This is a genomic window from Methylobacterium sp. 275MFSha3.1 (assembly GCF_900108435.1).
Classification (GTDB): Bacteria; Pseudomonadota; Alphaproteobacteria; order Rhizobiales; family Beijerinckiaceae; genus Methylobacterium.
In genome coordinates this window covers 116,795-139,644 of record NZ_FNWP01000019.1, presented here as the reverse complement: position 1 = coordinate 139,644, position 22,850 = coordinate 116,795, and the positions used below count along the sequence as shown (strand labels likewise).

Annotated in this window: 19 protein-coding genes; 10 read left to right on the top strand and 9 right to left on the bottom strand. The window is 71.0% G+C overall.

Going from position 1 to position 22,850, the window contains the following annotated elements; translation table 11 throughout:
* Positions 1-91: 91 nt before the first annotated feature.
* On the bottom strand, positions 92-2,233 hold the full coding sequence (locus tag BLW78_RS21810; RefSeq protein ID WP_091682038.1) for an OmpA family protein: 2,142 nt from the start codon (positions 2,231-2,233) through the stop codon (positions 92-94).
* A 79-nt stretch (positions 2,234-2,312) separates the two neighbouring features.
* Positions 2,313-3,404: a DUF2865 domain-containing protein gene (locus tag BLW78_RS21805; RefSeq protein WP_091682036.1), complete on the bottom strand. Its 1,092-nt coding sequence runs from the start codon at positions 3,402-3,404 to the stop codon at positions 2,313-2,315.
* Between the two features lie 160 nt (positions 3,405-3,564).
* Between BLW78_RS21805 and BLW78_RS21800 the strand changes: the two genes are divergently transcribed.
* Positions 3,565-4,077 (top strand): CreA family protein, encoded by a 513-nt coding sequence (locus BLW78_RS21800; protein WP_020092910.1) that lies wholly within the window; start codon positions 3,565-3,567, stop codon positions 4,075-4,077.
* Between the two features lie 62 nt (positions 4,078-4,139).
* On the opposite strand, the gene BLW78_RS21795 is transcribed toward BLW78_RS21800, so the two are convergent.
* The gene (locus BLW78_RS21795; RefSeq protein WP_042672904.1) at positions 4,140-4,487 is read right to left on the bottom strand and encodes a hypothetical protein; all 348 of its coding nucleotides are present in this window, start codon (positions 4,485-4,487) and stop codon (positions 4,140-4,142) included.
* A gap of 310 nt (positions 4,488-4,797) precedes the next feature.
* Here BLW78_RS21795 and cysS point away from each other — a divergent pair, with 310 nt between their 5' ends.
* On the top strand, positions 4,798-6,195 hold the full coding sequence (gene cysS, locus BLW78_RS21790) for a cysteine--tRNA ligase (RefSeq protein ID WP_091682054.1): 1,398 nt from the start codon (positions 4,798-4,800) through the stop codon (positions 6,193-6,195).
* A gap of 119 nt (positions 6,196-6,314) precedes the next feature.
* Complete coding sequence (locus tag BLW78_RS21785; RefSeq protein WP_244527011.1) at positions 6,315-7,106, top strand: trypsin-like serine protease; 792 nt, start codon at positions 6,315-6,317, stop codon at positions 7,104-7,106.
* Positions 7,107-7,188: 82 nt separating this feature from the next.
* Here BLW78_RS21785 and BLW78_RS21780 read toward each other — a convergent pair whose 3' ends face one another.
* Positions 7,189-7,890, bottom strand: coding sequence for a response regulator transcription factor CtrA (locus BLW78_RS21780; protein WP_010683835.1), 702 nt, complete (start codon positions 7,888-7,890; stop codon positions 7,189-7,191).
* A 419-nt stretch (positions 7,891-8,309) separates the two neighbouring features.
* Here BLW78_RS21780 and fliI point away from each other — a divergent pair, with 419 nt between their 5' ends.
* The 3 genes from fliI to BLW78_RS21765 all read left to right on the top strand — a co-directional run bounded on the left by fliI (position 8,310) and on the right by BLW78_RS21765 (position 11,430).
* A complete protein-coding gene (gene fliI, locus BLW78_RS21775; protein WP_020092905.1) occupies positions 8,310-9,662 on the top strand; it encodes a flagellar protein export ATPase FliI in 1,353 nt (450 codons plus the stop codon).
* Positions 9,663-9,811: 149 nt separating this feature from the next.
* Entirely contained in the window at positions 9,812-10,219 is a 408-nt protein-coding gene (gene fliJ, locus BLW78_RS21770) for a flagellar export protein FliJ (RefSeq protein ID WP_012322462.1), read from the top strand.
* A gap of 143 nt (positions 10,220-10,362) precedes the next feature.
* Positions 10,363-11,430, top strand: a complete 1,068-nt coding sequence (locus BLW78_RS21765; protein WP_020092903.1) for a lysylphosphatidylglycerol synthase domain-containing protein — start codon at positions 10,363-10,365, stop codon at positions 11,428-11,430.
* 186 nt (positions 11,431-11,616) lie between these two features.
* Here BLW78_RS21765 and flhA read toward each other — a convergent pair whose 3' ends face one another.
* Entirely contained in the window at positions 11,617-13,764 is a 2,148-nt protein-coding gene (flhA, locus tag BLW78_RS21760; RefSeq protein ID WP_091682035.1) for a flagellar biosynthesis protein FlhA, read from the bottom strand.
* Positions 13,765-14,001: 237 nt separating this feature from the next.
* On the opposite strand from flhA, the gene BLW78_RS21755 reads away from it, so the two are divergent.
* Positions 14,002-14,598, top strand: coding sequence for a hypothetical protein (locus BLW78_RS21755; protein WP_020092901.1), 597 nt, complete (start codon positions 14,002-14,004; stop codon positions 14,596-14,598).
* A 40-nt stretch (positions 14,599-14,638) separates the two neighbouring features.
* Here BLW78_RS21755 and BLW78_RS21750 read toward each other — a convergent pair whose 3' ends face one another.
* Positions 14,639-15,880 (bottom strand): KpsE/RkpR family capsule polysaccharide export protein, encoded by a 1,242-nt coding sequence (locus tag BLW78_RS21750; RefSeq protein WP_091682051.1) that lies wholly within the window; start codon positions 15,878-15,880, stop codon positions 14,639-14,641.
* Positions 15,881-16,020: 140 nt separating this feature from the next.
* On the bottom strand, positions 16,021-16,674 hold the full coding sequence (locus BLW78_RS21745; RefSeq protein WP_012322467.1) for an ABC transporter ATP-binding protein: 654 nt from the start codon (positions 16,672-16,674) through the stop codon (positions 16,021-16,023).
* A gap of 395 nt (positions 16,675-17,069) precedes the next feature.
* Here BLW78_RS21745 and BLW78_RS21740 point away from each other — a divergent pair, with 395 nt between their 5' ends.
* From BLW78_RS21740 to BLW78_RS21730, 3 genes are all read left to right on the top strand, one after another.
* Positions 17,070-17,543: a PAS domain-containing protein gene (locus BLW78_RS21740; RefSeq protein WP_020092899.1), complete on the top strand. Its 474-nt coding sequence runs from the start codon at positions 17,070-17,072 to the stop codon at positions 17,541-17,543.
* Between the two features lie 55 nt (positions 17,544-17,598).
* Positions 17,599-18,849, top strand: coding sequence for a formyl-CoA transferase (gene frc / locus BLW78_RS21735; RefSeq protein ID WP_020092898.1), 1,251 nt, complete (start codon positions 17,599-17,601; stop codon positions 18,847-18,849).
* Between the two features lie 84 nt (positions 18,850-18,933).
* Positions 18,934-20,112, top strand: coding sequence for an HPP family protein (locus BLW78_RS21730; RefSeq protein ID WP_091682033.1), 1,179 nt, complete (start codon positions 18,934-18,936; stop codon positions 20,110-20,112).
* Positions 20,113-20,115: 3 nt separating this feature from the next.
* Here BLW78_RS21730 and BLW78_RS21725 read toward each other — a convergent pair whose 3' ends face one another.
* Positions 20,116-20,811, bottom strand: coding sequence for an alpha/beta hydrolase (locus BLW78_RS21725; protein ID WP_091682032.1), 696 nt, complete (start codon positions 20,809-20,811; stop codon positions 20,116-20,118).
* 280 nt (positions 20,812-21,091) lie between these two features.
* On the bottom strand, positions 21,092-22,837 hold the full coding sequence (oxc, locus tag BLW78_RS21720) for an oxalyl-CoA decarboxylase (RefSeq protein ID WP_091682030.1): 1,746 nt from the start codon (positions 22,835-22,837) through the stop codon (positions 21,092-21,094).
* Positions 22,838-22,850 lie beyond the last annotated feature (13 nt).

Here is a 22,850-nt window from a genome sequence, read left to right as displayed (position 1 = left end):
GCGACCCGCTACGATCGCCTAGCCTGCAACTATCTCGCAGCCGTCGCGCTAGTTTCCTCTGTCATCGCATGGACCTGAATGAGTCCCCTACCTAGCGCGGCGGCGGAGGCGGCGGAGGCGCTGCCTGGCCCTGCCCCTGACCTTGCCCCTGCTGCAGCAGCGGTGTGATCCGCTGGACGACGACGCGGCGGTTCTCCCGCGACGGGCCCTGCGTATTCACTTTCAGGTACTGCTCGCCGTACCCTTGGGTGGTCAGGTTCTCCGGCGGCACGCGGAACTGCTCGGTCAGCACGGTCGCCACCGACTGGGCGCGCCGGTCCGACAGCGACAGGTTGTCGAGCGCGGAGCCGACGGCGTCGGTGAAGCCCTCGATCAGGAACACCTCCCGCGGGTTGGCCTGGATGGCGCGGTTCATCGCGCCGGCGATCACCGACAGCTTGGCCGCCTGATCGGGCGTGACGGTGAACGAGCCGGTGTCGAAGGTGATCGTGTTGATGTCGACCGAGCGCAGGCGGGCGCGGAGGTCCGGGCTGTAGCGGATCTGGTCCAGCGTGTACCGGCGGTCGACCTGCACCACGGGCGGCGCCGTCAGCGCCTCGTAGACCTCCGCCTCGTCGGCCTGGGCGTAATCCACGATGTAGCGGTCCCGCGGGATGCGGATCTCCGGCGGCGGCAGCACCACCACGTCCTCGTAGATCGGGCGGAGCGGGCCGGCGTAGCTGTTGTCGATCAGGACGAGCTCGCGACCGTCGCGGTAGCGGAGGTAGCGGCGCAGCATCCGACCGTCATCGTTCGTGACGGTGACGATCTGCTCGCCGCCGGGCCGGTCGACGTAACTGTAGAAGTCCGCGCCCTGCCGCTCGAATCGGTAACCGCGCGGGTCGAGGGTGCGGAAGCGCTCGTTCTCGTCGTGGCGGATCAGGTAGCCGTCGCGGTCCTGCACGATGATGCGGCCCGGCTCCCGGTAATAGGTCCGGCCATCCTCTCGGAACTCGCGCCGGTCTGTGCGGATCTGATCGAAGTCGCGCACGCTGTCGTTCTGGCGGAAACCGCCGGGGACGTAGCCGGGCTGTCCCGGCCGGTTGAAGGCGTTCGGGTCGGCCGGACCGCCCGGGCCGCCCGCGGGCGGCTGTCCCGGCTGTGCCGGCGCCGTCCCGGGCTGCGGGCCGCCGGGCGGCGGGGCCTGTCCGGGGGCGGGAGCCTGGCCCGGCGGCACGAACGGCCGTCCCGGAATCCCGGGGGCCATGTTGGGCGGCACCGGCCGTCCGGGCTCGGCGCCGGGAGCACCGTTGGGCTGGGCCGGCGCCCGTCCCTCGGGCTGGGCTCCCTGCGGCTGGAACGGCCGTCCCGGAACGCCCGGAGCGGCGTTGGGCGCCTGCGGCCGGCCGGGCTCGGCGCCGGGACCGCCATTCGGCTGGGCGCGGTTCTCGAGCTGGCGGTTGTCGGGCTGCGCGTCTGGGCGCTGGGCCGGTCGACCGGGTGCGCCGGGGGGCGCGTTCGGCGGCTGAGGCCGGTCGCCGGGCGCACCCGGACCGCCCGGACGCTGACCCGGCGGTCCGCGATCCGGCGCGGACCGGTCGGGGGCCGCGTCGCGCTGCGCGGGACGGTTCGGCTGGTCGTCGGGACCGGGGCGATCCCGGTCGGGCGCCTGGCGCTGCTGCGGCGGGGCCGGCGGACGCTCCGGCGCGGGCCGCCCCTGGGGCGGAGCCTGATCGCGATCCGGCGCCTGCTGACGCTCGGACCGCCCCGGGCCGGGCCGATCCTGTGGCCCGCGGTCCGGACGGTCCGGCTGCTGATCCCGCCGGTCTTGCTGCCGGTCCTGCTGCCGGTCCTGCTGCCGCTCCGGTTGGCGGTCCTGCCGGTCCGGCGCCGGGGGACGGGCCGCCGGCGGCTCCGGCCGGCGCTCGGGCGCGCGCTCCCGCGGAGGCGGTTCGGCCTGCGGCTGGCGCTGGGCGGGCGGTTCGGGCCGCTCGCGCGGGGGCGGCGGCGCCCGCTCCGGCCGGGGTTCGGGCCGCTCGCGCGCGGCCGGTGGGCCCGGCGGCGGGCCGGGACGCTCCTGCGGCGGCCGCTCGGGGCGCGGGCCGCCGTGCGGGGGTTCGCCGCCGCGGGGGCCGCGCTCCTCCGGTCCGCCCTGCGCCACCTGGATCCGGCCCGGCGCGGCGTCGGCGAGCTGCACGAGCGTCAGGCCCGGCAGCACCGTGCCGGTGAGGAGGATCAGGCGGAGCAGGCGCATCGCGGTCTCGTGTCGGTTCAGGCCGAGCCGAACACCGGACGTCGCGTATGGTTCCGCGCCCGTCGGCGCGAAACCAGTCTCAGGGGGTGAGGCGCTGGGGCACCGCGATGACGTCGGGCGCGATGATGCGCACGGCAACGTGATCCGGCTTGGCTTCCGCGGCCTCCGCGGCCTTCGTGCCGTCGGCCGCGGCAGGTTGGATCTTCGCCGCATCGTCGCGGCCGGGTCCCGCGCCGCCCTTCGTGTCGACGCCCGCGCGGCCGGCGGCGTCGGCGGCGAGCTCCGCCGCGGTCCGGTCGGCCCGGCCGACAAGGGTCAGGCGCACCTTCGGCCGGGACAGGGCCTCGGCCTGCATCGGCGTGACGAAGATGTCGCCCTTGTGCCGGACCAGCATGCTCTCGGCCTTCACCAGAGACTGCGCCCAGGACTTGCCCTCCGGCTTGCAGGAGCAGTTCGGCACGAATTCTTTGCGGAATTTGAAGGCGTTGGCGAGGTTCGTGTAGGCGCGGCTGCCCTTCACCGTGGCGGCGTGCTTCAGGGCGTCGTCGCCGTACGGCATGGAATAGGCCTGCGCCTCGGTCCCCGGGCAGAGCGCCTGACACATCTCGTCGGCGCCGCCGCGGCCCTCTGGCAGGTTCTTCATCGGGAAGTAGCCGCCGTCGCAGGTCCGCACGCAGACCATCTGCGGGCCGCCCCGGCCGTAGGCCTCACCGGAGCCGGCATAGGCCTCGCGCGGCGGGCAGGTGGAGGCGACCAGCCCCTGAAGCTCGCGCTTCCGGGCGCCGCTGTCGTCGATCACGGCGCCGCCGTAGGTGGCCTTGAGCGCGCGGATGCGCTGCTCCACCGCGCCGCACTGGGGCGGCCGGGTGTCGAAGAACAGGAACTTGCCACCCTCGCAGTTCAGGCCGCGGAAATAGGCTTCGAGCCGACCGATCTCGTCGTTGAGCGCGCGCGTCGTGCTGGCGCCGCTCTGGAGCGAGGCCAGCTCAGCCCGGTAGCGCCGGCACTGCGGCGACGGCAGCTGCGGCGCCGGCCGCGCCTCGGCGGGCGCCGGGGCGGGCGCGGCCTCCTGCGCGCTGGCGGAGGTCGCGAGCGGAGAGGACAGTCCGAGGGCTATGGCCGCGCTCAGGATGAGGCGGCCGAGCGTACGGACGATCGGGCGGTGAGGCATAGGCTGCATCGCGTTGATCGGGTGCGCGGCGATCCGGAGTATCCGGAGCCCGCGCGCATCCGCGCTTCGGGACGGAAGCGGGGCCATTCTACGCCCCCTCGCAAGACCGCGACACCCCTCCTACATCCGGCCCGCAAGCGTGAGGGGGAATTGACCGGCGATGTTGTTTCGGAGTCTCACCTATGTTGGGCTTCTCGCACTGGGCCTGGCAGCGGCCGGTCCGGCCGCGGCGCAGGAACCGGACCGGATCTTCGACAAGTCGACGGTCTGGCGCCCGCTGACGCCCAACGACAAGCTCGTGGTCTACGGCGTCGACGATCCGGCGGTCTCGGGCGTGTCGTGCTGGTACACCCAACCTGAGAAGGGCGGGATCAAGGGCACGCTGGGGCTGGCCGAGGATGTCTCGGACATCTCGCTGGCCTGCCGGCAGACCGGGCCGATCGCCTTCAAGGGCAAGCTCAGCCAGGGCGAGGTGGTGTTCAGCGAGCGCCGGTCGCTGATCTTCAAGTCGATGCAGATCGTCCGCGGCTGCGACGCGAAGCGCAACACGCTGATCTACATGGTCTACTCGGACAAGGTCATTCAGGGCTCGCCGAAGAACTCGACCTCGGCGGTGCCGCTGGCGCCCTGGGGCACCGAACCGGCGCAGAAATGCGCCGACTTCATGAAGTGAGCGGCACCCGGTGACGCGAGCTTTCCGCGCGGCGGCCCGGCGACGGGCCGTCCGCGGTCGGCTCAGTCCTGGCAGGTGATCCGGATCGGGCGCTCGGACGGCGCCGGGACCGGCTGGCTGATCGCGCCGGTATACTCGTCGGCGGCGGCGACGCCGTAGGAGTTCGCTGCGGCGTAGCCCTGGGCCTCGCACCACGCGTTGGCGACCACCTGGCCGCAGGCGCTGCCCGGCGTCGTCAGGCACTCGCCGACGCCGTAGCCGTCGCTCGACGGGATCAGGAAGGTCTTCTCGACACGGGCCGGCGCCTTCGCGGGCGTCTCGCCGTCGGTGCCGGCCAGCGCGGCGTGGGTCAGGCCCGCGCAGGCGAGAACGGTGGCGAGAGCGAGGGAACCAACGGCCGAGCGTCGCATGGATTGTCCTTGGGCACAGGATCTGTGGCGTGAGGATCGTGGCCCGGACGGTCCGACGGCGCGGTTAAGGAAGCCTTACCCGCATGGCGCGCAAGCCATCTCGAATTCCTCACGCTTTTGGGTTAGCCCCATCGCGCGGGCCGCGCCGTCGCCGCGATGCAACAGGGTGCCGTGCCGGGGCTGGCCGATCCGCCACGTTTCGGCCGCTCTTCGCCGCGCGGGGCCCTCAGGTCGTTGAAGGCAGGGCCGGATTTCCGGCCACGGCTCCGGGCCGGACGTCATCCCCGGCGCCGGAGAAGGGATGGGTTTCATGGCGCCGATGTTGCGGCTCTACAACACGCTCACCGGCGCCAAGGAGGCGTTCGCGCCGATCGACCCGCAGCATGTCCGCGTCTACGCCTGCGGCCCGACGGTCTACGACGCCGCCCATATCGGCAACGCTCGGCCGATCATCGTCTTCGACCTGCTGTTCCGCCTGCTGCGCCACCTCTACGGGCCGGAGCACGTCACCTACGCGCGCAACGTCACGGACGTGGACGACAAGATCAACGCCCGGGCGGCAGAGCGCGGCATCACCATCCGCGAACTCACCGACGGGACGCTGGCGCAGTTCCACCGCGACGTGCGTGACCTCGGCGTGCTCATGCCGGAGGACGTGAACGTGCCGGGTGCGCGAGCCCGCTTCGTCGAGCCCCGCGCCACCGACCACATCGCCGAGATGGTGACGATGATCGAGGCCCTGGTCCGGGCCGGCCACGCCTATGTGGCGGAGGACCACGTGCTGTTCGACGTCCCCTCGATGCCGGATTACGGCGGCCTGTCGAAGCGGCCCCTCGACGAGATGGAGGCGGGGGCCCGGGTCGAGGTCGCTCCCTACAAGCGCTCGCCCCTCGACTTCGTCCTGTGGAAGCCCGCCAAGCCCGGCGAGCCGTCGTGGCCGTCGCCGGCCGGCATCGCCGCCGCCGGCCGCCCGGGCTGGCACATCGAGTGCTCGGCCATGTCGGCCAAGCATCTCGGCCGGACCTTCGACATCCACGCGGGCGGCATCGACCTGATCTTCCCGCACCACGAGAACGAGGTGGCGCAGTCCCGCTGCTGCTTTGGCACGCCGGTGATGGCCAACGTCTGGCTGCACAACGGCTTCCTCCAGGTGGAGGGGGAGAAGATGTCGAAGTCGCTCGGCAACTTCATCACCATCCGCGACGTGCTGAAGGACTGGCCGGGCGAGGTCGTGCGCCTCACCATGCTCAAGACCCAGTACCGGCAGCCGATCGACTGGACCCTGCGCGGCCTCGAGGAATCGGCCCGCGTGCTCGACCGCTGGTACAACGCCGCCGGGGACGCGCCCGCCGCGCCCGACATCCCCGCCGGGGTCGTCGAGGCGCTCTGCGACGACCTCAACACGCCGGCCGCGATCAACGAGCTGCACCGGCTCGGGAGCGGTGCGGAGGCGCAGCCCGGGGCGCTCCGCGCCGGCGCGAACCTGCTGGGCTTCCTCGCGCGCACCCGCAGCGACCGCGAGCAGGATCAGGTCGCGGCGTCCGGGGTCGACGTCGCGGCGGTCGAGGCGCTGATCGCCGAGCGCCGGGCGGCGCGGGCCGCCAAGGACTGGCCCGCCTCGGACCGGGCGCGCGACGCCCTCGCGGCGATGGGCGTCGCCGTGAAGGACAACAAGGACGGCACCACGACCTGGACGGTGGCGCGCTGATCGCCGAGCCGGCCGCCGATGACACGGACGTGACGGCGGCCGCGTCCTCGCGCCGGCTTGCGCGGCGCCGCGCGGGCGGCATCTGTGGTCCGGGGGCTCGCGGCGGAGATGAGCAGCACGTGATCAGCTTCGGGACCAGCTTCGGGACGACCTTCCGGACCATCGGGGCGCGACGCGGCGCCGCCGCGACGGCGCTCACCCTCGGTCTGGGCCTGTCGGGCCCGGCCGCCGCGATCGACGGCGGCTCGGCCGCCGGCCGGGATGCCCTGGCGCAGGCCACCGTGGCGATCGGCTTGATCACCCAGCCCGAGGAGGCGCTGAAGCTGACCCGCTGCACCGGCGTGCTCATCGCGCCGGATCTCGTGCTCACCGCGGCCCATTGCGTGAACGGTGATCCGCTCGGCGCGCTGGTCGTGTTCTTCCGGGGCAGCGAGCCGGCGCGGCCGGTCTACGGGGCGCGTGTCGCCGCCCGCTACAGTCCCGATCCGCGGGAGATGCTGCCGAACGAGGCGTCGGGCGTCAGCCTCTCCGACCTCTCCCTCGACCTCGCGGTCCTGCGCCTGACCGAGCCGGTGCGCGACCGGCGGCCGGTGCCGCTGGCGGCGGATCCCGGCCGGGTCCCCAAGAGCCTGCGCATCGCCGGCGCAGGCCTCTCCGGTCGGACCGTCGGGCGCCTGCGCACCGCCACGCTGACGCCGGTGGCGGCGAGCAGCACCGGGCTGACCATCGCGCGGGCCAACGGTGCCCGGGTCTGCTTCGGCGATTCCGGCGGCCCGGTCGTCGCGCAGGATCGCCGCGGCACCTACATCTGGGGCGTGGCCAGCGCGGTGATCAGCCGGGCCGCGCCCTGCGGCGGCTACGTGGTGATCGCGCCCGCCGCGCAGGTCTTCTCGGCCACCGGGACGCGGTGAGGGCTGCGGATATCGCCGGAACGCGAAAACCCCGCGCGGCCGGACCGCGCGGGGTTTTTCAGGAGACGGTGCGACCGGCGGATCAGACCGCCATGCGCTCCTCGCCGTCCATCGGCTCGCGCAGCACGTAGCCGCGGCCCCAGACGGTCTCGATGTAGTTCTTGCCCTGGCTGGCGTTGGCGAGCTTCTTGCGCAGCTTGCAGATGAAGACGTCGATGATCTTCAGCTCCGGCTCGTCCATGCCGCCGTAGAGATGGTTCAGGAACATCTCCTTGGTGAGCGTCGTGCCCTTCCGGAGCGAGAGGAGTTCCAGCATCTGGTACTCCTTGCCGGTGAGGTGCACCCGGGCGCCGCCGACCTCGACGGTCTTCTGATCGAGGTTCACGATCAGGTCGCCGGTGGTGATGACCGACTGGGCGTGGCCCTTCGAGCGGCGCACGATGGCGTGGATGCGCGCCACCAGCTCGTCCTTGTGGAACGGCTTGGTGAGGTAGTCGTCGGCGCCGAAGCCGAGGCCCTTCACCTTGTCCTCGATGCCGGCCATGCCGGAGAGGATCAGGATCGGGGTCTTCACCTTCGCCACGCGCAGCGAGCGGAGCACCTCGTAGCCCGACATGTCGGGCAGGTTCAGATCGAGGAGGATGATGTCGTAATCGTAAAGCTTACCGAGATCGACACCCTCTTCCCCGAGGTCGGTGGTGTAGGTGTTGAAGTTCTCGGACTTGAGCATCAGCTCGATGCTCTGCGCGGTCGCGCTGTCGTCCTCGATCAAAAGTACCCGCATCGTCGGTCCCCAGCCCCGCCGGCCGCATCAGCGCGCAGACACGTCCCAGCCTTCGCCCGCCACCGGCCTGTGGACGGGCGCTCCGTCGCTCTTGACGTGGAACGCTATGGATTAATCGTTAACAAAACCTGATTCCTGCCCGCAAGCGTCTCGTTCGAAGTTCCACGAGCTTGACAGGAGAAACACCGTTCCTCCGGCCTCGCCCTCGGCCCCGATTCCGATCCGCCCCCGTCCAGGCCGCTCGCCCCCTTCGGCGTAAGTACTTCCTGCGCAACGATTCGATCCCCGGTGTTGTCCGTCGGACACACCGGTACGACTTCGTCGGGCGCGATTGTGGTCGCGACCCGGATCGAGCCGCTACGAGCCCGTGACCCGCAGTGTTAAGGAGGCCGGTAAACGAAGCGTTGAGAGCCAGGCCGATGACACAGGATCCGGCAAGATCCGTTGCTTCGCTCGCGTCGGCGCAGGCCGCCCTCGAGCGGATCGAGGTGCTGGAGACGTTCGGGCGGGTCGTGGCGATCCGCGGCCTGCTGGTGGAGGTCGCCGGACCTGTGGCCGCGATGCGACTCGGCGGCCGGGTCGACGTCGAGGGTGCCAACGGCCACGGGCTGGTGCCCTGCGAGGTCATCGGGTTCCAGGGCGATCGGGCGCTCGCGATGCCGTTCGGCTCGCTCGAGGGCGTGCGGCGCGGCTGCCCCGCCTATGTCCGCGACGAATCGGCCGGCGCGATCCGGCCCTCCGGCGCTTGGCTCGGTCGGGTGATCGACGCCCTCGGGCGTCCGGTCGACGGGCTGGGCCCCCTTGTGCAGGGGCCAGACGTCTACCCCCTGCGCGCGGACCCGCCCCCCGCCCATGCCCGCACACGCGTCGGCGGACCGCTCGATCTGGGCGTCCGGTGCATCAACACCTTCCTGACCATGTGCGCGGGCCAGCGGATGGGCATCTTCGCCGGGTCCGGCGTCGGCAAGTCCGTGTTGCTGTCGATGCTGGCCCGCTACACGGCCGCCGATGTGGCGGTAATCGGCCTCGTGGGCGAGCGCGGCCGCGAGGTGCAGGAATTCCTCCAGGACGATCTGGGCGCCGCGGGGCTCGCGCGCTCGGTGGTCGTGGTGGCGACCTCCGACGAGCCGGCCCTGATGCGCCGGAACGCGGCCTACGTGACCCTGTCGGTCGCCGAGCACTTCCGCGATCAGGGCGCCAAGGTCCTGTGCATGATCGACTCGATCACGCGCTTCGCCATGGCCCAGCGCGATATCGGCCTCGCCGCCGGCGAGCCGCCCACCGCCAAGGGCTACACGCCGACCGTCTTCTCGGAGCTGCCGCGCCTGCTCGAGCGCGCCGGTCCCGGGGTGGGGCAGGGCACGATCTCGGCCCTGTTCACCGTCCTGGTCGAGGGCGACGACCACAACGAGCCCGTGGCCGACGCGGTGCGGGGCATCCTCGACGGCCACATCGTCATGGAGCGCGCCATCGCGGAGCGCGGGCGCTACCCGGCGATCAACGTTCTGCGCTCGGTCTCGCGCACCATGCCGCGCTCCTGCGACCCGGCCTACCTCCCGGTCGTGCGGCGGGCGCGGCGGCTGCTGTCGACCTACGCCGACATGGAGGAGCTGATCCGGCTCGGCGCCTACCGGGCGGGCTCCTCCCAGGAGGTCGACGAGGCGGTCGCGCTCATGCCCGATCTTGAGGCTTTTCTGGGGCAGGGTAAGGAAGAAGCAACGTCCATCGGCGATGGTTACGCACGGCTCACCGAGATCGTCGGCAGGGCCTAGGCACCATGGGCCGGGGCGTTAACGCTTCGGCGCGATCATGGTGCACGTGGGGGATCCGGGCGGGTTTGCCGTGGGCAGGCTCGCACACAGGCTCGGTCCGGGCACGATCCCGGGCGCGGCCTCAAGCGTTGCGTGGAGTGAGCGTCCTGATGAAATCGCGTGACACGCTGATCCGCCTGCGCCGCTTCCAGGTCGACGAGAAGCGCCGGCGCGTGACCCAGATCGAGATGATGATGGCCGACTTCCAGCGCATGGCGGTGGAGCTCGATCGCGAGGTCGCCGTCGAGGAGGCCCGGGCCGGAATCACCGACGTCGGTCACTTCGCCTACCCGACCTACGCCCGGGCCGCGGCGACGCGCCGGGACAACATGATCCAGTCCGCCCAGGCGCTCGAGGGCCAGCTCGCCGAGGCGAAGGCCGAGCTGGGCGAGGCGTTCGAGGAGCTCAAGAAGGTCGAGATCCTGAACGACCGCGAGCGGACCGCCGAGCGCGCTGCCGAATCGGCCCGCGATCAGGCCGCCATGGACGGGATCGGCCTCAACCGCGCCCGGGGCTGACGCGGCCCGTCGGACCGCTCGGCCGGCTTATGCGGCACGAAACCGTCACGATCACCTGACAAGGGGGATCGCGGCGGCGCCATGCCGCTTGCAGCGCGTCGCGTGCCGGCGCATCAGGGGCTCTCCCCAGGGCGTCGGTGTTCATGAAGAAGATCAGCGAGTTCATCTGGCCCTTGATCGGCCTCGCGGCCGTCGTGATATCGGGCTACTTCCTCTACCAGGAATTGAAGACGACCTCGCTGGCGGCGATCTGGGCCGCGATCCTCGCGATCCCGCCCCACCGGATCCTGCTGGCGGCCCTGTCGACCCTGGTCGCCTACGCGGCGCTCGCCTGGTACGACCGGATCGCCCTGCTGCATCTGGGCGTGCGCCACATCTCGTGGCTCTTCGTCTCGCTCTGCTCGTTCACGACCTACGCGCTCTCGCACAATATCGGCGCCTCGGTCTTCTCGGGCGCCCTGGTCCGCTACCGGGCCTACACGGCCAAGGGCCTGACGGCGGCGCAGGTCGCCGTGCTGGTGGCGCTCTGCTCGTTCACGTTCTTCCTCGGGACCGTCCTCCTCGGCGGCTTCACGCTGGTGGTCGATCCGAACCTGCTGACGCGCCTCGAGGGCAAGCTCCCGGGCTTCCTCACCGATTCCAAGACCGCGCTGATCGTCGGCATCGGCATGCTGGGCTTCGTCGGCCTGTACGTGATCGGCTCGATCCTGCACCTGCGGCCGCTGCACATCCGGTCGTTCAAGCTCGAATATCCCCGGCCCGGCATCATGGGGCGCCAGCTGCTCGCGGCGCCGCTGGAGCTCCTGGGCGCGGCGGGCATCATCTACTTCGCCCTGCCGGAGGCGATGAACCCGGGCTTCATCCCGGTCCTGGCGATCTTCCTGGCCTCCTTCTCGGTGGCGCTGGCCTCGCACGCGCCGGGCGGCCTCGGCGTGTTCGAGATCGTGTTCATCACCGCGATGCACATCACCGACGAGGCGCAGAAGGACGCGATCATCGCGGCGGTGATCATCTTCCGGATCTTCTACTTCTGGCTCCCGGCCCTGGTCTCGGTGATCGTGGTGATCGCCTTCGAGCGCTCGCGGCTGGCCGCGGCGATCGGCTCGGCCGCGCACGGGCCCAAGGCGGCCGCCGTGCCGGAGCCGCCCGTCGTCGTTCCCGGACTCGACGCGCACGAGTTGGAGCGGGAGCTCAAGCAGAAAGCGATCTGAGGGCCTGACCGCCGTCTCGACGCGGGGGTGACGCCGCCGCCTCGGCCCCCGCGCGCCACACCGCGAAACCCGGGATGCTTCGCCGCGCGCTTCGTCTGCGCGCGGCGCGCGCCGATCCCGTGATTGCTCCCTCGGCCCGTGCGCCGGCACGAGTCTGCCCACGCCGGTGTCGCGGCCCCTGGGTCCTCAGATCGAGTTCACCGTCCGCAGCCGCGCCCGCGGGTGGATCTCCGCCTGGCTCATCACCGGCGTCTCGCGGCGGAAGCGCTCGATGATCGAGCGCACGAAGGGCCGCGTCTGGGCGGAGGTGACGAGCACCGGCATCTCGCCCTGGCGCGCCGCCGTCTCGAAGCGGTCGCGCACGGTGTTGACGAACTCGCTGAGCTTCGAGGGCTGCATAGCGAGGTAGCGCTCCTCGCGCTCGCCGACGATCGACTCCATGAACGCCTGCTCCCAGGCCGGCGACAGGGTGATGATCGGCAGCATGCCGTTCGGGTCCTGGTACTGCGCGCAGATCTGCCGGCCGAGGCGCGCCCGGACGTGCTCGACCACGTCGCGAGGGTTCTTCACGGCGCCCGCCACCTCGGCGATCGCCTCCACGATCGCCCCGAGATCGCGGATCGAGACCCGCTCGGCGAGCAGGAACTGCAGCACGCGCTGGATGCCGGTGGTGGAGATCTGCGACGGCACGATCTCCTTGAGCAGCTCGGCGTGCTCCTTTGGCAGCTCGCGCAGCAGCTTCGAGACCTCGACGTGGTTGAGGAGTTCGGAGACGTGGGCCTTGATGATCTCGGTCAGGTGCGTCGACACGACGGTGGCGGCATCGACCACCGTGTAGCCCTTGAGCTGCGCTTGGTCGCGCAGGGCCGCGTCGATCCAGGTTGCCGGCAGGCCGAAGGTCGGCTCCAGCATGTGCTGTCCGGGCAGCTGGACCTGACCGCCCATCGGATCCATCGCCATGAACTGGCCCGGGAAGATCCGGCCGGTGCCCGCCTCAATCTCCTTGACCCGCACCACGTAGGCGTTGGCGTCGAGCTGGACGTTGTCGAGGATGCGCACCGACGGCATCACGAAGCCGAGTTCCGCGGCGAGCTGGCGGCGCAGGGCCTTGATCTGGTCGGTGAGCCGGTCCTGGCCCTCGCCGTTGACCAGGGCGAGGAGCGCGTAGCCCATCTCGAGCTTGAGGTCGTCGAGCTTCAGCAGGTCGGTGACCGTCTCCTCCTTGGCGGCGCTCGCCGCGGCGACCGCGGCCGCATCCATCGGGGCGCCCAGGGCGTCGAGCGGCGGCGCGAGCTTGGCGGTCTTGTTGATGCGCCACGCCGCGTAGCCGGCGCCGCCGCCCAGCAGGACGAAGGGCAGCATCGGCATGCCGGGCAGGAGGGCGATCAGCAGCATCACCGCGGCCGACATGCCCAGCGCCTTGGGATAGTGCGCGAGCTGCTTGCCGAGCGCCTTGTCGGCGGCGCCGCGCACGCCGGCCTTCGAGACCAGCAGGCCCGCCGCCGTCGACACGATCAGCGCCGGGACCTGGCTCGCGAGGCCGTCGCCGATGGTCAGCAGGGTGTAGCTCTTGGCGGCCTCGCCGAAGCTCAAGCCCTGCTGCGCCACCCCGATGATGATGCCGCCGACCACGTTGATGAAGGTGATCAGCAGGGCCGCCACCGCGTCGCCGCGCACGAACTTCGAGGCACCGTCCATGGCCCCGAAGAAGGAGGATTCTTCCTCGAGCGCCGCGCGCCGCGCCTTCGCGGTCTTCTCGTCGATCAGGCCGGCCGACAGGTCGGCGTCGATGGCCATCTGCTTGCCGGGCATCGCGTCGAGGGTGAAGCGGGCCGCGACCTCGGCGATGCGGCCCGAGCCCTTCGTGATCACCACGAAGTTCACGATGATCAGGATCGCGAACACGATGATCCCGATGACGAAGTTGCCGCCCATCACGAAGTGGCCGAAGGCCTCGATGACGTGCCCGGCCGCCGCCGTGCCCTCGTGCCCGTGCCCGAGGATCAGGCGCGTCGAGGCGAGGTTGAGGGCGAGCCGCAACATCGTGGCGATGAGCAGCAGCGTCGGGAAGACGGTGAATTCCAGCGGGTTGTCGATCGACAGGCCGGTCATCATGATCAGGACCGACAGGATGATCGACACGGCCAGCAGCAGGTCGAGCAGGATCGCCGGCAACGGGAAGATGAGGACCGCCAGGATCCCCAGCACGCCGGTCGCGAACAGCAGGTCCGACCGCTTCGACAGCGCCTGGAGATCGCCGCGCGTCGGCAGCGCGAGCTGGCCGAGGACGGCCGCCGCTCCTGTCTGTGCCGGCGCGCTCGCCGTCTCTGCCATCGATGCCATCCGCTGCCGTTCGCCAGGGACAGGCCCGGGACGTACCCGGCAAGATCTGCCGAGCGGATGGTTAGCGCGGCGTTAAGATGGGGCCGGCGCTCGCGGGAACCCGGGCCGCCGCGATCGCTTGATCGGTCGGCGAGAGCGTCGATCCGGCATCCGACCGCGCCCGCGTCCGGGCCGCCCGCGCCGCCGCCACGTCTCCGGGCCCGGGCCCGGACATACCGGGAGAGCTCGATGGCCCTGCGCGCCCTGACCGCCCTGTTCGACGATTACGACGCCGCCGCGGGGGCGGTGGACCGGCTGGAGGCCGCCGGCATCCCCCACGCGGACATCAGCATCATCGCGAATCGCAACGAGCCCGCGGTCCCGCCGCGGGCGCCCGGGACCGCCGTTCCCCGACCGGTCGACGCGGCGGATTCCGCCGGCACCGGAGCCACGGTCGGCACGGTCCTGGGCGGCGGCGCCGGCCTGCTCGCTGGGCTGGGCCTCCTGGCGATCCCGGGGCTCGGGCCGGTGGCGGCGGCGGGCTGGCTCGTCGCCACCGTGACGGGCGCCGGCGTGGGCGCCGCGGCCGGCGGCCTGATCGGCGGTCTGACCGCGGCGGGCCTCAGCGCCGACGAGGCCGAGACCTACGCCGAGGGCGTGCGTCGCGGCGGTACCCTGGTGACGGTGCGCGCCGACGAGTCTCGGGCCGAGCGCGTCCTGTCCATTCTCGACCAGGCGGGGTCGATCGATCTCGACCAGCGCGCCGAGGGCTGGCGCGCCCAGGGCTGGACCGGCGGCACCATCGGCCCGGCGGCGGACGACCGGGGCACCGGGGCCGGCCGCTGAAGATACCGGACCGTCCCGGGCGAACCCGGCGGGACGCGCGTCAGGTCATCATCTTCCGGGCGAACATCGCGGCGCCGAACAGGACGCCGGCGCCCGCGGTGATCAACGCGATCATCAGGAGCCGCCGCGGTTCGGTGGAGGATTCGGCCTTCACCGGCTCGACGATCGGGCTGAAGAACTCGATCTGCCGGGCCGCGATGATGCGCGCGCGCTCGTGGGCGGTCAGCACCTGCTGATAGTACTTCTCGGCGTTCTTGCGGTCGTTCTCCAAGACCTCGAACTTGGTCAACGCGTCGGAGAGCAGGCGCTTCTGCTCCGGATCCTGGCTGGCGGATTGCCGCTCGATCCGGGCGATGTTGTCGTCGAGGTCCTTCATCTGCTGCTTGATGTCGATGATCCGGCGGGCGTCGGGACCGAGGTCCCGCTGCCCGATCGCGAGCTGGAGCGCGAGGTTGATCCGCGAGGCCCGCATCTCGGCGATCATCTTGACGTTGATGTCGTTCGTCTTCTGCGCGTCGAGCACGCCCTCGCGGTTGCGCAGGTCGCGCGTCGCGAGGCGGATCTTGGTCATGCGCTCCTCGGCGAGCCGCAGCTCCCGCGTGCTCTCGGCGACGGCATCCTCGCGCGACTTGACGCTGAGGTCGTTCACCTTGCGCTCGGCCTCCTTCATGATGGCCTTGGCGATGGCGAGGGATTCCTGGGGATCGAAGGCCTCGACCTCCACCGACAAGATGCCGGATCCGGCCTCGACCTCGACGCCGACGCGCCGCTTCCAGTAGCGGACGAACTTCTCGATCGGCTTCTCCGGATCGAACCGCGAGAAGTAGTCGATGGACTCGTTGCTGAACCACTGGCGCAGCGGAAGCTGCGCCTCGAGGAGCTCCAGCATCGGACGGCTGAGGATGAACTCGCGCGTGATCAGCGTGTCCTGCGCCACCATCTGGTTCGCCGTGCCGGAATTCGTCCCGCCGGTCTCCGAGGACGTCTTCTCGGCGGAGCCGATGGCCGGCCGGATCGCGAATCGCGCCTCGCTGACGTAGCGGTCCGAGGCGATCAGGCCGTAATAGGCCGCCCCGGCGAGCGTCGGCAGCAGGAAGCAGACGACGAACAGGATCGGGATCCAGGGATCGTTCTTGGCGTCGGCCTGAAAGGACCGGATGCCCTTCTTGCGGTCGGCGAAGCGCGACATGCGCGCGATCTGCCGCAGCGACTCGCTCACCGCCTGCTGGCGGTCCGCGGGCGTGACCGGCTGCCCCTCGGCCTTCCGGATCTCCATGTTCATGGCCTGATTCCCGGCCTCCCCGGCCTCGAAGGTCGACCCGTTACCGGGATCCCGCGCGCGCCGCACCCGGCGCCGCGACCGTCTCTCGCACGGCGAGGCGGCAAAAGCATGTCGTCGCGGTCCGGCCGCCGCCGGCGCGGTCAGGCGTTGAGGCGCCGGTACACCTCGATGGCGTCGTTCACGTCCTCGTAGATGATCGCGCGACCGTTCAGCAGGACCAACCCCTGCGTGCACCACTGCCGGATGGTCTCCATGGAGTGCGAGACCATGATGATGTCGGCGTTCTTCCGGCGCTGCGAGAAGACCTCGTCGCAGCGCTTCGAGAACCGCGCGTCGCCGACCGAGGTGATCTCGTCGATCAGGTAGCAGTCGAACGGGATCGCCATGCTCATGCCGAAGGCGAGCCGCGCGCCCATGCCCGACGAGTACGTGTAGATCGGCACGTCGAGGTAGCTTCCGAGTTCCGAGAAGTCCTCGACGAAATCGAGCACCTTGCGCGGGTCCTCGCCGTAGATGCGCGCCACGAAGGTGACGTTGTCGCGCCCGGTCATCTTGGGATGGAAGCCGCCGGCGAAGCCGAGGGGCCACGAGACCCTGAGGCCGCGGTGGATCCGGCCGCGCGTCGCGTCCTCGGTGCCGGCGATCAGCCGCATCGTGGTGGATTTTCCGGCGCCGTTGATGCCGAGGATGCCGTAGGACACGCCCGGCTTCAGGGTGAACGACACCTGTTCCAGGATGGTCCGCCGGTGGCCTTCCGTCCGGTAGACCTTGCTGACTTTCTCGAAACGGATCACCGAAATGGTCTCCCGGGCGGTGTGCCGAACCGCCGGTCCGAGCTGCCTGACGGGCGGAGTCCTGCTCGCCGAAAGCGGCAAATCTGAGAAGGACATGAGCGTCTTGCCGCGTCGCGCGGCGGCGGTCGAACGGCGCGCGTCGGCAGACGGCTTCGCCCGGAAAGCTCCACCGGTCGCTTGAAGAAAAGTGCCACCTGTCACCCCGTCGGTTGACGCCATTCTCCATTTGGCATACCAAATACCAACCGAAGAGGGCGGGTGACAGCCCTTCAAGGATGCGGGACCGGAATTTTACCGCCGTTTCCGCGCGTGACGTTCAGGAAGGGCCGCCCCATGACAAGGCGCCGGACTGCCGCGATCCACCTCTCATCCGCGCTGCCGACCGGGTGGCGCCCATGACGGCGACCGGGCCGACCCTGGCCGCGCCCGGTTCCCTCGAAATCCACGGTCTGGCCGAGGCGATCGGCGACGCGGTGGTGGTGTCCGATCCGGACGGCGCCATCACGGTCTGGAACCCGGCCGCGGAGCGCATCTTCGGCTTCACCGCCGCCGAGGCTCTGGGCCAGACCCTCGATCTGATCACACCCGAGCGGCACCGACGCCGCCACTGGGATGGCTACGCCAAGACCATGCGCACCGGCGTCACCCGCTACGGGGCAGAGACCCTGAGGGTGCCGGCGCTCCACAAGGACGGCCGCCAGCTCTCCATCGCCTTCACGGTGGGGATGGTGCGGGACGCCTCCGACCGGGTGACCGGGATCGTCGCCGTGATCCGCGACGAGACCGAGCGCTGGGCCGAGGAGAAGCGCCTGCGCCAGCGCGTCGCCGAACTCGAAGCTTCCTCGGATCCGGCCCGTCGGGCGCCTTGAGCCCGCCGGACGATCCGAAGGACCCGATCACCGAACCGCACAGGGAGAACGCCCAATGAGCAAGCCGCTGGAAGGCATCAAGATCATCGACTTCACCCACGTCCAGGCCGGCCCGGCCTGCACGCAGCTCCTCGCCTGGTTCGGCGCCGATGTGATCAAGGTCGAGCGCCCCGGCGCCGGCGACGTGACCCGCACGCAGCTGCGCCACGTTGAGGACGCGGACGCGCTCTACTTCACGATGCTCAACTCCAACAAGCGCTCGCTCACCCTCGACACCAAGACCCAGGCCGGCAAGGAAGTCCTCGAGAAGCTCATCCAGGACTCCGACGTCATGGTCGAGAATTTCGGTCCCGGCGCCCTCGACCGGATGGGCTTCTCCTGGGCCCGCATCCAGGAGCTGAACCCGGGCATGATCCTCGCCTCGGTGAAGGGCTTCTCGGACGGCCACCACTACGAGGACCTGAAGGTCTACGAGAACGTCGCCCAGTGCGCGGGCGGTGCCGCCTCGACCACGGGCTTCTGGGACGGGCCGCCCACCGTCAGCGCCGCCGCGCTCGGTGACTCCAACACCGGCATGCACCTCGCCATCGGCATCCTCACGGCGCTCCACCAGAAGAACAAGACCGGCAAGGGCCAGAAGGTCGCCGTGTCGATGCAGGACTCGGTGATCAACCTCTGCCGCGTGAAGCTGCGCGATCAGCAGCGCCTCGACGCGCTCGGCTACCTCGAGGAGTACCCGCAGTACCCCCACGGCGAGTTCTCCGACGTGGTGCCGCGCGGCGGCAACGCGGGCGGCGGCGGCCAGCCGGGCTGGGTGCTGAAGTGCAAGGGCTGGGAGACCGACCCGAACGCCTACATCTACTTCACGATCCAGGGCCACGCCTGGGCGCCGATCTGCAAGGCGCTCGGCAAGGAGGAGTGGATCACCGACCCGGGCTACAACACGCCGCGGGCCCGCCAGGACAAGATCTTCGACATCTTCAAGACGATCGAGGAGTGGCTCGCCGACAAGACCAAGTTCGAAGCGGTCGACATCCTGCGCACCTACGACATCCCCTGCGCGCCGGTGCTGTCGATGAAGGAGATCGCCGAGGACAAGTCCCTGCGGGAGAGCGGCACCGTCGTCGAGGTGGCGCACCCGAAGCTCGGCAAGTACTTGACCGTCGGAAGCCCAATCAAGTTCTCCGACATGCAGGTCGAGGTGAAGGCGTCGCCGCTGCTCGGCGAGCACACCGATGAGGTGCTCGCAGACCTGGGTTACACCCAGGAGCAGATCCGGGCGATGCACGAGGCCCGCGCGGTCTGATAAGGACCGCCCGACTTCAGCGACCCTGAGACAGGACGGCGCTCCCCGGGGCGCCGTCCTTTTCACGTGCGAGCCCCGGATCCGATGCGCGCATTCCTCAGCCGTTTCCTGCCGGAGCTGACCCCGGTCAGCAATCGCGAGCGCCTGCGCTCGGCGGCCGGTGCCCTCGTGGGCATCCTGGCGACCGGCTTCGTCTGCCGGGTCTCCGTCCCGGCCGAGGCCCTGCCGGTGCTGATCGCCCCGATGGGCGCCTCGGCGGTGCTGCTCTTCGCGGTGCCGGCGAGCCCTCTGGCGCAGCCCTGGTCGATCCTCGGCGGCAACATCGTGGCGGCGCTCGTCGGTGTCACGGCGGCGGCCTGGATCGGCGACCCGTTCGTGGCGGCATCCTGCGCCATCGGGGTCGCGATCGCGCTGATGATGGCCCTGCGCTGCCTGCACCCGCCGAGCGGGGCCGTGGCGCTGACGGCGGTGCTCGGCGGCCCGGCGATCCGGGAGCTGGGCTACGGCTTCGTGCTGTGGCCGGTGGCCGTCAACTCGCTGCTGCTGCTGACCACCGCCCTGCTGTTCAACAACCTCACCGGGCGCGCCTACCCGCACCTGCGCCCGGCCGGGCCCCGGACCGCCGATCCGCCCTCGGACGCCCGCGTCGGCTTCCGGGCCTCGGACCTCGACGCCGCGCTGGAGGATTTCGACCAGCTCCTGGACGTCGACCGGGGCGACCTGGAGCAGATCCTGCGGCGCGTGCAGATGCGGGTCTACGGCCGCCGCTCGGGCCCGATCACCTGCGCGGCGATCATGTCGCGCGACGTGATCGCGGTGGCGCCGGACGCGCCGCTCTCCGAGGCCATGCGGCTGCTGCGCCGTCACCGCATCAAGGCGCTTCCGGTCACCGACGAGGGCGCGCGCGTCCTCGGCATCGTCACGCAGACCGACCTGCTCGACAAGGCCGCCTGGGACCGGAGCGGGCCGCGCCTCGGTCTCGGCCGCCGCCTACGCCTCACCGCCGAGCGCGGCCGCGCGCCCCACGGCTGCGCGGCCGACATCATGAGCGCGGTCGAGCCGGTCGGTCCCGACACGCCCGTGGCCGCCCTGGTGCCGCGGATGTCGGAGGCGGGGCTTCACCACCTGCCGGTGGTCGACGACGACGGACGCCTGGTCGGGATCGTCTCGCAGACCGACCTGATCCCGGCGCTCCTGTCCGAGGCCGACGCGCCCGAGGCGCCGATCCGCGCCCGCGCGCCGGCCCGGGCCGCGCTGGCCTGAACCTCAGCGCCCGGCGGGCGGATCCGCCAGGAAGAACCTGACCGCCTGCGCCACCACGGCCGGCTGGTGGGCGTGCGGTCCGTCATACTCGACGTAGGTCACGGGATAGCCGGCCTCGCGCAGGGCCGGCACGTGGACCCGGGCGCTCCGGTCGATCGGGATCTGCTCGTCCTGGGTCCCGTGCGACAGGAAGATGCGCGGCGCGCCGACCTGCAGGTGCACCGACAGGAACCCCGCCGACGAGACGATCAGGTGGCTCGCCACGTCGCCGTTCGCGAGCCCCGACGAGAGCGTGTAGCTGCCGCCGTCGGAATGGCCGGCGAAGCAGAGCCGCTGCGGATCGAGCAGGAACCGGTCGGCGACGTGACCCAGCGCCGCCGCGACGCGCTCCCGGTCGGGCCCGTGGCCGGCGATGACGATGTCCCAGGTCGGGAACAGCGATTGCGGCGCGAGGAGCAGGAAGCGCTCGGTCCGGGCGTGCGCCTCCAGCATCGGCAGGATGCGCTCGGCGCTGCCGCCGCCGCCGTGGAACAGCACCACGAGCGGGCAGGGCCGGCGCGGATCGAGGCCCTCGGGGACCACCAGCACCGCGTCGCGCTCGGCGAAGAGGCCGAGGTCGTGCCGGCCCGGGGGGAGGGGCTCCTCGGTCGGGAGCCGGTGGCGGAAGTGCAGGCGGCCGGCGAGGTCGGGGTCGATCATGGATGCACCGTCACCGAACGGATGACGGATCCGGCGCCGTCACTGCGGGCGCGGCGAAGCCATCCCCGCGCTCCGCGCGGAACTGGACCGCGCCGCCCCGGGCCGCTTCGCTTCGCTCGCGATGACGGTGCGGGGAAGGTCTCCCGGAGGCCGGGAGCTTCTGCGGAACACCGTCCCGCGCGGATCCGCGACGCCGTTCTCGTCAAGGCAAAGAGCCGGGCTCGACACGCGAGCCCGGCTTCGATGGTGTGGGATCAGAGATCTCGCGAGGGGCTCGCCCTCACTTCTTCTTCTTGATCCCGCTCTGCGGGTTAAGGCTGCCGATGTTGCCGCTCTCGCTGCCGGCCGCCGGGTCGATGACGGCGTTGACGAGGGCCGGGCGGCCCGAGTTCATCGCCTCGTTGACCGCGCGGGTCAGCTCGTCCGGCGTGGTGACGTGGTAGCCGACGCCGCCGAAGGCCTCCATCATCTTGTCGTAGCGGGAATCCGGCACGAACACGGTGGTGGCCGGGTCGCGGCCGGTCGGATCGGTGTCGGTACCGCGGTAGATGCCGTTGTTGTTGAACACCACGATGCAGACCGGCAGGCCGTACCGGCAGATCGTCTCGACCTCCATGCCGGAGAAGCCGAAGGCGCTGTCACCCTCGACGCAGAGCACCGGCTTGCCGGTCTCGACGGCGGCCGCGACGGCGAAGCCCATGCCGATGCCCATGATGCCCCAGGTGCCGACGTCCAGGCGCTTGCGCGGCTGGTACATGTCGATGATGCCGCGGGCGAGGTCGAGGGTGTTGGCGCCCTCGTTGACGAGGATCGCGTCCGGCCGCTCCTTGACGATGGTGCGCAGCGCGCCGAGCGCGGCGTGGAAGTTCATGGGCGAGGCGTTGCTCATGAGCTTCGGCGCCATCTTGGCGACGTTCGCCTCGCGCTTGGTCTTGAGCGTCTCGATCCAGTCGGACGGGGGCTGCTGCCAGCCCTGGCCCATGCCGTCGAGCAGCGCCTGCACGCAGGAGGCGATGTCGCCGACGACGGGCGCCACGATCTCGACGTTCGAGTCCATCTCGCGGGGCTCGATGTCGATCTGGATGAACTTGGTCGAGCCCGGCTCGCCCCAGCTCTTGCCCTTGCCGTGCGACAGCAGCCAGTTCAGCCGGGCGCCGACCAGCAGCACCACGTCCGAGTCCTTCAGCGCCGTCGAGCGCGCCGCGCCGGCCGATAGCGGGTGGGTGTCGGGCAGGAGGCCCTTGGCCATGCTCATCGGCACGTAGGGGATGCCGCTGGTCTCCACGAGGGCGCGGATGGCGTCATCGGCCTGGGCGTAGGCGGCGCCCTTGCCGAGCACGATCAGCGGCCGCTTGGCGGATTTCAGGACCTCGAGCGCCCGGGCGATCGCCTCGGGGGCGGGGTGCTGGGCAGGCGCCGGATCGATCACCTTGACCAGAGACTTCTGGCCGGCCTCGGCGTCCATCACCTGGGAGAACAGCTTGGCGGGCAGGTCGAGGTAGACGCCGCCCGGCCGGCCCGAGCAGGCCGCGCGGATAGCGCGGGCGACGCCGATGCCGATATCGGCGGCGTGCAGCACCCGGAAGGCCGCCTTGCACAGGGGCTTGGCGATGGCGAGCTGGTCCATCTCCTCGTAGTCGCCCTGCTGCAGGTCGACGATCTCGCGCTCGGAGGAGCCCGAGATCAGGATCATCGGGAAGCAGTTGGTGGTGGCGTTGGCGAGGGCGGTCAGGCCGTTGAGGAAGCCCGGGGCCGAGACGGTGAGGCAGATGCCCGGCTTCTGGGTGAGGAAGCCCGCGATCGCCGCGGCGTTGCCGGCGTGCTGCTCGTGGCGGAACGAGATCACCCGCATCCCCTCGGCCTGGGCCATCCGGCCGAGATCGGTGATCGGGATGCCCGGGACACCGTAGATGGTGTCGATGCCGTTCAGCTTGAGCGCGTCGATGACGAGGTGGAAGCCGTCGGTCAGATCGGGCTCGGCCTCGACCTCGGGGGTGGTGTGGACGATCTTGGCGACTGCGGTCATCACGGTATCTCCC